Origin of the sequence: Acinetobacter sp. AR2-3 (assembly GCF_001878775.1) — a bacterium.
Lineage (GTDB): Bacteria > Pseudomonadota > Gammaproteobacteria > Pseudomonadales > Moraxellaceae > Acinetobacter > Acinetobacter lwoffii_D.
This window is the reverse complement of record NZ_MJIQ01000029.1, coordinates 74,331-86,557: the sequence shown is the minus strand read 5'-3', so window position 1 is coordinate 86,557 and position 12,227 is coordinate 74,331. Positions and strand designations below refer to the sequence as shown.

Here is a 12,227-nt window from a genome sequence, read left to right as displayed (position 1 = left end):
TATATTTATTTCATCATTTTTATGTATCAGATGACCCGGCGACCACAGAGATCATCACGCGTAAGATCGTCGGCAGCGTCAGATGTGTATAAGAGACAGATATATATGTAATAATGTTAATGCGATTATACCTGGTTTATATGATTATTATGTGCCATATAAAGAATTCCCCTATACAACCGAGGTTGTGCCAATAATTGTTGAAACTAAGGTAGATACAAAATTATTAGATATTGATGATTTTTCAAATCCCATAAAAATATTTCATGGTTGGCAACCAGGAAGAGAGATTACTAAGGGTAATGATATTTTTGATATAGCTATTAAGAAACTTCTGTTAAAGTATCCTAATAAAATAGAATATACTGTGATAGGAGGCGTTCCATATCATGAATATAAAACATTGTTTCAATCATGTCATATTTTTATTGATCAATGTTTTAGCCAAGATTGTGGTGTGAATGCATTGTTAGGGTTAGCAGAAGCAAAAGTAGTTTTTAGTGGTTTTGAGGATGCGGTTAAAGATATTTATAATATTGATTATAATCCACTTATAAATGCGAAGCCTGATCCTGAATATATATATGCCGCAATTGAGGACATTATTTTGAATCCAAAAAAAATCAAAGAATATTCTAAAAATGCTTTAAGGTATATATCTGATTTTCATAGCGCAGAGTATGTATTGGAGAAGTATAAAAGAATTTGGATGAAATATTAATTAATATGAATAATCAAAAAATACTATTTTTATTTATTTATTTATTGTTCTTTTCCAAGGTGGTTGTTTTTATCCTTGTTAAGGATGGTTTTTTTGCTATTAATCTCGGTGGGGGGGATGATGGTGATTTTTATGATGCTTATGCACTTGGTTATCATGATATAAAGACTAGTATATGGCCTGTAATTTTGAAATTTTTAAATAATTGGGGGGTGTACTCACGTGAAGGAATATCTTATTTTTTCTTGTTTTTAAACTTATTTATTATTCCTTTTCTTGTGACTAAGTTATCGGGTTTAAATTTTAATAAAGATCAGAAATATTATTTATATTGCACTTTGCTATGTTTAATTTATCCCACGATTTTTTTCTATACATTTGATATTTATCGTGATGTATTTATGGTGTTCTCTTTTTTAGTAGGGTGCTTAATTGTTAAAAAGTGTTTAAATAGTAACAACTTTATTGTTTTTTCATTTTTTTATATACTAGCAATTTTAATAGGATGGTTTTTGTTGGCTTTGCGCCCTTATTTAGGTTATGCCTTTTTGCTGGCACTACTTTTATGGAAAATTAAGCTTACTAAAAAACGTATTTTTCTCTTTGCTATTTTATATTTTATAGTTCTATTTATCGCAAATTATATTGGCATTTTTGAAAGATTAATAGAATACCGCTCCGGTTTTGACGAGGGTGAAGCTGGTTCTACATTGGGTTTGGACTTTTCTAATCCTGTAATGTTTATCCCTAATTTTATTCTAAGTATATTAGGACAGCTTTTTGGTTTATATATTACAAATCCACTAGCTCTAGCTTTGTTATTTATTGAAACGGTTCCTTTTATCTTTATGTTTTTTTATATTTTGAAAAATATAAAATATGCCGATAGTTTTATACAGTTTCTAATAGTTTTCTTTGTATTATATGCAAGTGTTTGGCTAATCGGTAACGATAATTTAGGTACGGCTATTCGGTTGAGACTATATAATTATCTTGCTATTTATATATGCTTTTTTTACATATTAAAACTTAAGTCAACTTATAAAATTGGAAAGGTAATAAAGGCGTGAAAGTAGTATTCATTGGTACAGTCGCATCTAGCTTCTATGGCTTTCGTGCAGATTTAATTTGTACACTCTTGAAAAAAGGTCATCAAGTCTATGCATTTACGTCTGAATATACGGCAGAAGATCTGATAAAAATAGAAAAGTTGGGCGCTACACCAATTACATATACATTAAACCGTGGTGGACTAAACCCACTCGCAGATATAATTGCAACATATCAACTCTCAAAGAAAATTAAAGCAATTAATCCAGACTTAGTATTCTCTTATTTTTCTAAACCTGTCATTTTTGGTACTTTGGCAGCAAAATTAGCTCAAATACCACGTGTGATAGGTATGCTAGAAGGTTTAGGCTATACATTTACAGAGCAGCCAGAAGGTTTAAGTAAAAAAACTCAGCTCATAAAAAAAATACAGGTTTTTTTATATAAAATAGCATTACCACAACTTGACCAGCTTATTTTTTTAAATCCTGATGACCCTAAAGATTTAATTGAAAGATATGTTATAAATGTCAAAAATATAGAGGTTCTAGGTGGAATTGGTTTAAATTTACATCATTATAAATATTCAGAAAACTTTAATTCAAATATATCGTTTATTTTTATTGCACGATTACTTGCAGAAAAAGGAATTCATGATTATTTAAAAGCAGCTAAAATTGTGAAGGAAAAATATCCTTCAGTTAAATTCACTGTATTAGGTGCGATTGATAAAGAGGCATTGGGTAGTCTTAAAGAAGAGGAGTTAGAAAATCTAGTAAAGACTAATATTATTGAATATCCAGGCCATGTGAGTAATGTTTCAGAATGGATAGAAAATTCTAGCGTTTTTGTTTTACCTTCTTATTACCGAGAGGGTGTACCAAGAAGCACACAAGAAGCTATGGCTATTGGGCGCGCAATTATTACCACAGATGTGCCTGGTTGTAGAGAAACGGTTGTAGATGGTGTAAATGGTTTTTTAGTGCCAAAATGGAATCCTGAAGCTTTGGCAGAAAAAATGATTTATTTCATTGAACACCCTGAACAAATTAGATTAATGGGTGCTGAAAGTTATAAAATTGCCATTAAAAAATTTGATGCAGAAAAAGTAAATCAACGTTTAGTGAATATTTTAGGTCTATAAATGCTAAAACGCCTCCTCGATATTATTATTGCTTCTATTGCCCTGATTTTACTGTCACCGTTGTATTTTTATGTGGCACATAAAGTGAAAAAAAATCTAGGTTCGCCTGTTTTATTTCGTCAGGTTCGCCCTGGTTTACATGGCAAACCTTTTGAAATGATTAAATTTCGCAGCATGAAAGATGCGGTGGATGCTCAAGGCAACCCCTTACCAGACAGTGAGCGATTAACTCCTTTTGGCAAAATGCTGCGCTCTAGCAGTCTGGATGAAATGCCGGAATTATGGAACGTGATTAAAGGTGATATGAGTATTGTCGGCCCACGCCCGCTGTTGATGGAATACCTGCCGCTTTACAGCCCTGAACAGGCCAAACGCCATGATGTAAGACCGGGCATGACCGGTCACGCGCAGGTCAATGGCCGCAATGCCATTGGCTGGGAAGAAAAATTCAAGCTGGATACTTGGTATGTCGAAAATCAGTCGATTTGGCTCGACTTCAAAATCATGTTTAAAACGGTACATAAAGTTTTAGCAAAAGATGATATCAGTGCCGAGGGTGAAGCGACTATGACACGTTTTACTGGCTCACAACACAAGGACGAAACATAATGAAAGCTTTATATATTGGTGTTTACGGTGCAAGTGGTTTTGGTAAAGAAGTTATGCCATTGGTTCGCCAGCAATTTTCAACCCTCGCCAAAGATGACTTTGTTTTTATCGATGATGGCCAAGCTGGCAATAGTTTAAATGGCTATGCTGTTCTAAGATATCAGGATTTTCTCGCTACACCAAATACTCATAAGGCTGTAACCATTGCTATCGCGAATAGTCAAGTTCGTGAAAAACTGGTTCAGCGTTTAAATGAGGACCAGATACAGCATCTAGATGTTCATGCAGGCAATACAGTTATTCTAGATGAGGTGCATATTGGTGAAGGAAGTTTACTTTGTCCTTTCACTTGTCTGACATCTAATATCAAAATTGGAAAATTCTTTCATGCCAATATTTATAGCTATATCGCTCATGACTGCATCATTGGTGATTATGTCACCTTTGCTCCTGGGGTGAAATGCAATGGTAATATCCATATCGAAGACCATGCCTATATTGGTACAGGTGCCGTGATCAAACAGGGTACACCTGACAAACCTTTGGTGATTGGCAAGGGTGCCGTAGTCGGTATGGGCGCTGTCGTCACCAAAAGCGTGCCACCGGGGGTAACGGTTATTGGCAATCCAGCAAGAATTCTAGAGAAAAAATAAGTTTTTAAATTTTAAAAATTCAGGACACATCATGTTAAACACTGCATTTGAACCATGGCCAAGTTTTACTCAGGAAGAAGCGGATGCGGTTTCCCAGGTTTTGTTGTCGAATAAAGTCAACTACTGGACCGGACAGGAATGCCGAGAGTTCGAAAAAGAATTTGCCCGGTTTGCAGAAACTCGGTATGCAGTGGCATTGGCTAACGGTACAGTCGCGCTAGATGTGGCTTTAAAGGCACTAGGTATTGGTGCAGGGGATGATGTGATTGTCACTTCCCGTACTTTTCTAGCTTCTGCCAGCTCCATTGTCACGGCAGGAGCAAATCCGGTCTTTGCCGATGTTGAACTGGACTCCCAAAATATCTCCCGTCAGACCATTGACGCGGTCATCACACCCAATACCAAAGCCATCATTTGTGTGCATCTGGCAGGTTGGATGTGTGATATGGACCCGATCATGCAGTTGGCTTCCGATAAAGGCTTATATGTAATCGAAGACTGTGCACAGGCGCATGGGGCAAGATACAAAGGTAAATCTGCCGGTTCAATTGGTCATATTGGTGCCTGGTCCTTCTGCCAGGACAAGATTATGACTACGGGCGGTGAAGGTGGCATGGTCACCACCAATGATGAAAATTTATGGAAAAAAATGTGGTCTTATAAAGACCATGGCAAGAACTTTGATAGTATATATAATAAACAGCATCCGCCGGGTTTCCGTTGGTTGCATGATTCATTTGGTACCAACTGGCGCATGATGGAAATGCAGGCGGTAATTGGGCGTATCCAGCTGAAAAAAATGCCGGAATGGACTGCAAAACGCCTTGCCAATATGGAAAAAATTTATGCGGCATTTGCAGACAGTCCATATTTTACTGTGCATCGTCCATTAGGTGATTATGTGCATGCTGCCTATAAATGTTATGTGCAGGTCAATATCGATGCTTTGCCTGAAGGCTGGTCACGTGACCGGATCATGCAGGAAATCAGTGCGCTGAATGTGCCTTGTTTCAGTGGCTCCTGTTCAGAAGTTTATCTCGAGCATGCTTTTGATAATACGCCATGGCGACCAGCGCAGCGTTTGAAAAATGCGCAGCAATTGGGTGAAACCAGTCTGATGTTTTTGGTACATCCGACTTTAAGTAATGAAAGTATTCACAAAACAGTCACCGCAATTCAACAAGTGATTCATAGAATAGTTACTTAAACTTTTAGAATATAAGTGCACCGTATTCGGTGCATTTAACTTATATAGAATATGTTTTTAAGTTACTCATCGCATTGTGACTTATTAAAAATTTATTAGAATTGAGACAACGCATCCAGTGAAATCGATCATTACGCCTTTCGTAGAATCACCACGAGCCGCCAAACTTGCATTTTTGATTATTCTGGATTTCTGTGCTTTTCCAGTCTTGATCTGGCTTTGTTACGCCATTCGCCAATTTGATCTCGGGGCAGATGTGGTACCGAATCTGGCTCTTGGTACGCTCTGGGTCAGCGTAATTGCAGTGGCATCGCTGTTTATCTGTGGGGTCTATCGCTTTATTGTCCGTACGTATAATGAAGTGTTTATGATCAAGATGGGGCTGGCGACTGCATTGACGGTTGCTGGTCTTTATGCGCTGGCTTATTTCACGCCGGCCTTTATTCCGACTTCTATTCCTCTGATGTTCGGCTTTATGATGTTTGCCTGGATCTGGTTTAGCCGGGGCATCATCCGTTTTATTATCCGTTCCTACTTGCAGGCTGACGTACAGAAAAAACGTATTGCGATTTATGGTGCGGGTCATGCCGGTCAACAGGTTGCTGCTGCACTGTATCGTTCCAATGAACATTTGCCGATCATGTTTATTGACGACAAACGCTCGCTGGCGGGACAGCAGCTGGGTCGACTTAAAGTCTATGATGCACAGACTGCCTTAAAACTCATGCGCAAGCAAAAAATTGATGAAATCCTGATTGCCTTGCCTTCGGTAGGGCGGGTCCGTAAAAGTGAAATCATCAAGTTTTTAGAACCGGCGCATTTAAAAATTACCGAGATTCCGGGGCTGACCAAACTGGTGGATGGTGAAATCCGAATTTCTGATATTCAGGAAGTGGATATTATCGACTTGCTGGGGCGTGATCCGGTGCCGCCAGTGCCGGAGCTGCTGGCCAGAAACATTAAAGATAAAGTGGTGATGGTCACAGGCGCTGGCGGGTCGATTGGTTCAGAACTCTGCCGCCAGATCATTAAAAACCAACCGGCCAAACTGGTTATTTATGAACTGACTGAATTTGCGCTGTATAGTATTGAAAAAGAGTTACGCCTCACTGCCAGCTGTGAAATTATTCCGATTCTGGGCTCTGTGCTGGATGAATCCAAGCTGGAACGGGTGATTGAACAATATGGTGTACAGACTGTTTATCATGCTGCCGCCTATAAACATGTCCCGCTGGTCGAGTGTAATCCTCTGGCAGGGTTGAAAAACAATGCCGTCGGAACCGCCTTTAGTGTGAATGCTGCGGTAAAAAAAGGCGTCGAAACCTTTGTGTTAATTTCAACTGATAAAGCGGTACGTCCCACCAATGTGATGGGAGCGACCAAGCGTATGGCAGAGCTGTACTGTCAGGCTATGGCAGAGGCTCAGGATCAGACTCAGATCAGTATTGTGCGCTTTGGCAATGTACTTGGTTCTTCGGGCTCGGTGGTGCCGCTGTTTAAACAGCAAATTGCCAAAGGTGGTCCGATTACCGTGACTGATCCAGAAGTGACTCGGTTCTTTATGACTATTCCGGAAGCCTCACAACTGGTAATTCAGGCGGGTGCTTTGGGTACAGGAGGCGACGTGTTCCTGCTGGATATGGGCGAGCCGGTACGGATTCAGGATCTGGCACGACAAATGATTTCTCTCAGCGGACTCAAAGTCAGAGATGATAAAAACCCGAATGGCGATATTGAAATTCAATATACTGGGCTACGTCCAGGCGAAAAACTCTATGAAGAATTGCTGATTGACGAAGAAAATACAGAAATTACTTCACACACGCGTATTCTACGATCTGTCGAAAAACATTATCCATTGGCAGAAATTCTGGCAGTATTTAACCGCATACATGAACTTACCGCGACTCAAACCGACATTGAATGGGCGCTGGCACAATTAGAACATTATGTGGATGGTTATGTACGCGGTAACGAAATTAAAGTGAACTAGGTTTTTATAGATATGATTAAGAAAGCAATTCTCCCTGTGGCTGGTTTAGGTACGCGTTTCTTACCTGCCAGTAAATCCATTCCTAAAGAAATGGTGACAGTCGTGGATCGCCCTGCGATTGAATATGTGGTGCGTGAAGCGGTTGCTGCCGGAATTGAGCAGATTATTCTGGTGACCCATTCTTCTAAAGCATCGATTGAAAATTATTTTGATCGTAACTTTGAACTTGAAACCACGCTTGAGCAAAAAAACAAAACCGACCTGCTGAAAGAAATTACTGAAATTTTGCCTGCGGGCGTGAGTGTGATTAGTGTACGCCAACCACAGCCTCTGGGTCTGGGCCACGCAGTACTGTGTGCCAAAGCCGTGATTGGCGATGATGACTTTGCGGTGTTATTACCGGATGTACTGGTGAAAGATCAGGACCCGGAAAATGACCTGGCACGTATGATTCAGCGTTATGAAGAATCTAAAGCGTCACAAATCATGGTGGAAGCGGTGCCTGAACATCTGGTCGACCAGTATGGCATCGTGGATGTTGCAGCATTGCCTGCCGAAGGGGAAAGCATTGTCATGCAAGGGATCGTTGAGAAACCGGCGGTCGGAACGGCACCTTCGAATTTGTCTGTGGTTGGGCGTTATATTCTGCCGGCCAAAATCATGCAACTTTTAGAACAGACCCCATGCGGGGCAGGTAATGAAATCCAGCTGACCGATGCAATTGCAATGCTGCAACAAACAGAAGCTGTAGAAGCCTACCGCATGAAAGGCCAGACCTTTGACTGTGGCAGTAAGTTGGGATATCTAAAAGCTGTTTTACATTATGGCGTCGATCATCCTAAACTCGGTAGCGAGTTTAAAGCATTGATTCAGGAACTGGCTTTGTAAGAAAAAATAATAAAAAGGAATATTATGAAAGTCGCAGTATTGGGAAAAACCTTATTTTCCGGAGTCATTTCAGCTCTTTTATCTGAATGTGGTCATCAGGTGGTCTGGTGTAATAGCTTCAATGTAGATGAGTCAGCTCGGCCGTATTTCCAGGATGAATCTCTTCAGCTATTACTGCAAAAACAGGAAAAATCTGGCTTTTTAAACTGTTGCGATTTTCAGCATCTGGATTTTAATCAGGATGTTTTTTTCTTTAGTTTTAATGCGACTGAAGAGCAACAAGCGTTTCAGATGGTGGATACCATCCGGCATGCCTGTTTTGCCCATCCCAAACTGATGATTAATGCCTCGACCTTTGGCTTGCATGGTACGCAACGCTTTCAGCAGTTGCTGCCGAATGATGACTGGATCTATCTGCCAGATATTATTCAGGAAGGGAATGCACTGCGTAGCTTTACTCAGGCCACCCAGCTGATTGTGGGTTGTGATCATGTAGATATACAGCCTAAAATCAAAGAACTCTTACGTCCCCTTTTTCCACGCGCGCAACAGTATCTATTTATGCCGGTTCTGGATGCCGAATTTACCAAGCTGAGTATTTCCGGCATGCTGGCCACCCGGATCAGTTATATGAATGATCTGGCCAGTGTGGCAGAAAAGCTTGGTATTGATATTGAACAGGTGCGGCAAGGCATGGCTGCGGATAACCGGATTGGTTCTGCCTATCTGTTCCCCGGCGTTGGTTTTGGTGGAGAGAATTTCTCCCATGATATCCGGACGCTTACTCATGCCGTGGCAGATTCAGGAGTGAAAAACCAGCTGCTGGAACAGGTCTGGGACATTAACGAACAGCAAAAAGAATTATTGTTCCGTAAACTCTGGAACTATTTCCGTGGAGACTTAAGGGGTAAAGTCATTGCGATCTGGGGTGCAGCCTTTAAGGAAAATACCCCGAGTATCCAGCAGTCTCCGGTACATGCCATGCTGACCGCTTTGTGGGCGCAAGGCGTGACGGTCAAGCTGCATGATCCTCAGGCAATCGCAAATATTGAAAAGGTCTATGGGTCACGGGAAGACCTGATCCTGTGTAAAGACCAGTATCAGGCTGTGGAAGGGGCGCATGCCTTGTGTCTGATTACGGCATGGAAACAGTACGGCAGTCCGGATTATCCGTATTTAATCAAGCTAATGCAGCATCCCCTGATTCTGGATGGGCGTAATCTGTATGATCCGACGTATGTCAAGACACGTGGTTTTAATTATATTGGGGTGGGACGTTAATGTTGAGCCATTTTAATCCAAATCTCGACACTGAAACTGTGTGTCAGAAATTAGCCTCAAACAAAGAACAACTTCAATCTGAGCATCTGCGGGAACTGTTTGCTGCTGACCCGGAGCGCTTTAATCGATATTCCATTCAGTTTGAACAACTGCTATTTGACTATAGCAAACACAGAATCAATCAAAATGTGCTACAAGGCCTGATCGAATGGGCCGATGCACAAAACCTCAGATCCTGGATTGGCTCCCTATTTTCCAATCAGGAAATCAACTATACCGAGCAGCGTGCTGCCATGCACTGGGCACTGCGCCTGCCCAAACAGGATCAACAGCATGCTGATCTGGCAGCTGATGTATATGCCCAGCTGGAACGAATGTATGCGCTGGTGGAACAGATTCATGCCGGACAGCGTCGCGGTGCCACCGGGGAAGTCATTCAGGATGTGGTCAATATCGGGGTAGGGGGATCAGATCTGGGTCCCTTGATGGTCACGCATGCTTTATCTGATTTTAAATACCAGTCTGCTCAGCCACTGAACGTACATTTTGTTTCAACCATGGATGGCAGTCAGCTGTCCGAGCTGTTGCATCAGTTGCGTCCGGAAACGACACTGTTTATTATTTCCTCCAAATCCTTCGGCACCATTGATACCCTGACCAATGCCCAGACGGTACGCCTGTGGCTGGAAAAGGCATTAGGTCAGCATCCTTATATCCTCAAGCATCATTTTATTGGGGTATCGACCAAGCCGGAAAAAATGACCGCATGGGGCATTGCGCCGGAAAACCAGTTGCTGCTCTGGGACTGGGTCGGCGGGCGTTATTCACTCTGGTCCTGTATCGGACTGCCAATTGCCTTGAGTATCGGAATTGAAGGCTTTAAGCAGCTGCTGGCTGGCGCCTATGCCGTGGACCAGCATTTTCAGTACCAGCCTTTTGAACGCAATATTCCCGTATTGATGGGATTGTTGGGAGCCTGGAATACCAATTTTCTGGATATTCAGACCCATGCAATTCTGCCTTATGATGGTCGGTTGAAATACTTTGCATCTTACTTGCAACAGCTGGAAATGGAATCCAACGGTAAGTCAATCCAGCGCAATGGCGAAAAAGTCCAGCTAGATACCTGCCCGATCATCTGGGGGGAAGTAGGTCCGAATGCCCAGCATGCCTTCTATCAGTTATTGCATCAGGGCACTCAGTCAGTCAGCTGTGATTTTATTGCGCCGGTAGAGCGTTATAACAGCCAGCAATATACTTATGCAGACAGTGCCGAAGCATTGGTCGAACAACATCATTTGGCCTTATCTAACTGTCTGGCGCAATCGCGTTTACTGGCTTTTGGCAATGAAGCGCTGGATCAAACCGAATTGGCGAGCTTGCCACCCTATAAGCAATATGAGGGTAATCAGCCGAGCAGTACCCTGTTATTACAGGAGCTCAATCCATACAGCTTGGGCATGCTAATTGCTTTATATGAACATAAGGTATTTGTCCAGTCTGTGCTGTGGAATATCAACCCGTTCGACCAGTGGGGCGTGGAAAAAGGCAAGGAAATTGCCAACCAGTTACTACCCATACTGAATGGTGAACAGACTGATCTGAATGGTCTGGATGGTTCAACCCAAGGTTTAATTAAAGTTCTGTTAGGAAAGCAAAATGGCTAAAATTTTGGTCACAGGCGGGGCAGGCTATATTGGTTCACATACCTGTGTAGAATTGCTGAATGCCGGACATGAGGTTGTTGTACTGGATAATCTGTGTAATAGCTCCTCCGAGTCCTTAAGCCGGGTAGAAAAATTGACCCAAAAAAGCCTGACCTTTATCGAAGGAGATATCCGGGATAGCCAGTTACTCGATCAGATCTTTCAGCAAAATTCGATTGATGCGGTGATTCATTTTGCCGGACTAAAAGCTGTTGGTGAAAGTCAGCAAATTCCTTTGGCCTATTTTGACAACAATATTGCCGGTTCAATCAGTCTGGTTCAGGCGATGCAGCGCGCACAAGTATTTAAACTGGTTTTCAGCTCTTCAGCTACTGTCTATGGTGAAGATAATCCTTCACCTTTAAATGAAGAGATGCCTACCGGAATGCCAACCAACAACTATGGTTATACTAAACTAATAGTTGAGCAACTGCTCGAAAAGTTATCTATAGCTGATGAACGCTGGTCGATTGCATTATTGCGTTATTTTAATCCGGTTGGTGCGCATAAAAGTGGTCAGATTGGAGAAGATCCACAAGGTATCCCAAATAATTTAATGCCTTATGTAACGCAGGTGGCTGTAGGTCGTCGTGAAAAACTGTCTATTTTTGGTCATGATTACGATACGGTCGATGGTACTGGAGTGCGGGACTATATTCATGTGGTGGATCTGGCCAGTGCACATCTGTGTGCTTTGAATAATCGTCTGGTTTCTCAAGGTTGTCGTGCCTGGAATATTGGTACCGGTAATGGGATTTCAGTGCTACAAGTCAAAAATACCTTCGAGCAGGTGAATGGTATTGCTGTTCCATTTGAGTTGATACCACGGCGTGAAGGCGATGTGGCGACCTGTTTTGCAGACAATGCGCGTGCAGTAAAAGAGTTGGGCTGGACACCCGAATATGGCTTGGAGGATATGCTCGCCGATAGCTGGAAATGGCAGAAGCAGAATCCTAAAGGATATGGATCATAAAG

Annotated in this window: 11 protein-coding genes; all 11 read left to right on the top strand. The window is 41.9% G+C overall.

From position 1 onward, the window contains the following. Positions 1-151 precede the first annotated feature (151 nt). Complete coding sequence (locus BFN00_RS04070; RefSeq protein ID WP_143115414.1) at positions 152-721, top strand: glycosyltransferase; 570 nt, start codon at positions 152-154, stop codon at positions 719-721. Positions 722-726: 5 nt separating this feature from the next. Beyond that, complete coding sequence (locus BFN00_RS04065; RefSeq protein WP_071850548.1) at positions 727-1,791, top strand: hypothetical protein; 1,065 nt, start codon at positions 727-729, stop codon at positions 1,789-1,791. Then, positions 1,788-2,915 carry a glycosyltransferase family 4 protein gene (locus tag BFN00_RS04060; protein ID WP_071850541.1) on the top strand — a complete coding sequence of 376 codons (1,128 nt, stop codon included), beginning with the start codon at positions 1,788-1,790 and terminating at the stop codon, positions 2,913-2,915. Before BFN00_RS04065 ends, BFN00_RS04060 begins: the two co-directional genes overlap by 4 nt. Next, positions 2,916-3,524, top strand: a complete 609-nt coding sequence (locus BFN00_RS04055; protein WP_071850540.1) for a sugar transferase — start codon at positions 2,916-2,918, stop codon at positions 3,522-3,524. Continuing rightward, a complete protein-coding gene (locus tag BFN00_RS04050) occupies positions 3,524-4,177 on the top strand; it encodes an acetyltransferase (protein WP_071850539.1) in 654 nt (217 codons plus the stop codon). The genes BFN00_RS04055 and BFN00_RS04050 overlap by 1 nt, the downstream gene beginning before the upstream one ends. 31 nt (positions 4,178-4,208) lie before the next feature. Then, positions 4,209-5,384 carry a DegT/DnrJ/EryC1/StrS family aminotransferase gene (locus BFN00_RS04045; protein ID WP_071850538.1) on the top strand — a complete coding sequence of 392 codons (1,176 nt, stop codon included), beginning with the start codon at positions 4,209-4,211 and terminating at the stop codon, positions 5,382-5,384. A 118-nt stretch (positions 5,385-5,502) separates the two neighbouring features. After that, a complete protein-coding gene (locus BFN00_RS04040; protein WP_071850537.1) occupies positions 5,503-7,377 on the top strand; it encodes a polysaccharide biosynthesis protein in 1,875 nt (624 codons plus the stop codon). Positions 7,378-7,389: 12 nt separating this feature from the next. After that, positions 7,390-8,265, top strand: coding sequence for a UTP--glucose-1-phosphate uridylyltransferase GalU (gene galU / locus BFN00_RS04035; RefSeq protein ID WP_005105045.1), 876 nt, complete (start codon positions 7,390-7,392; stop codon positions 8,263-8,265). Positions 8,266-8,289: 24 nt separating this feature from the next. Continuing rightward, a complete protein-coding gene (locus BFN00_RS04030; protein WP_005105048.1) occupies positions 8,290-9,546 on the top strand; it encodes a nucleotide sugar dehydrogenase in 1,257 nt (418 codons plus the stop codon). Further along, a complete protein-coding gene (gene pgi / locus BFN00_RS04025; RefSeq protein WP_071850536.1) occupies positions 9,546-11,213 on the top strand; it encodes a glucose-6-phosphate isomerase in 1,668 nt (555 codons plus the stop codon). The genes BFN00_RS04030 and pgi overlap by 1 nt, the downstream gene beginning before the upstream one ends. Beyond that, positions 11,206-12,225, top strand: a complete 1,020-nt coding sequence (gene galE, locus BFN00_RS04020; protein ID WP_071850535.1) for a UDP-glucose 4-epimerase GalE — start codon at positions 11,206-11,208, stop codon at positions 12,223-12,225. Before pgi ends, galE begins: the two co-directional genes overlap by 8 nt. Positions 12,226-12,227 lie beyond the last annotated feature (2 nt).

Excerpts from the sequence above, each read along its gene's own strand:
- BFN00_RS04065 (WP_071850548.1), top strand. The coding sequence starts at position 727 with ATGAATAATCAAAAAATACTATTTTTATTTATTTATTTATTGTTCTTT.
- BFN00_RS04045 (WP_071850538.1), top strand. The coding sequence starts at position 4,209 with ATGTTAAACACTGCATTTGAACCATGGCCAAGTTTTACTCAGGAAGAA.
- pgi (WP_071850536.1), top strand. The coding sequence starts at position 9,546 with ATGTTGAGCCATTTTAATCCAAATCTCGACACTGAAACTGTGTGTCAG.
- BFN00_RS04055 (WP_071850540.1), top strand. The coding sequence starts at position 2,916 with ATGCTAAAACGCCTCCTCGATATTATTATTGCTTCTATTGCCCTGATT.
- BFN00_RS04030 (WP_005105048.1), top strand. The coding sequence starts at position 8,290 with ATGAAAGTCGCAGTATTGGGAAAAACCTTATTTTCCGGAGTCATTTCA.
- galE (WP_071850535.1), top strand. The coding sequence starts at position 11,206 with ATGGCTAAAATTTTGGTCACAGGCGGGGCAGGCTATATTGGTTCACAT.
- galU (WP_005105045.1), top strand. The coding sequence starts at position 7,390 with ATGATTAAGAAAGCAATTCTCCCTGTGGCTGGTTTAGGTACGCGTTTC.
- BFN00_RS04050 (WP_071850539.1), top strand. The coding sequence starts at position 3,524 with ATGAAAGCTTTATATATTGGTGTTTACGGTGCAAGTGGTTTTGGTAAA.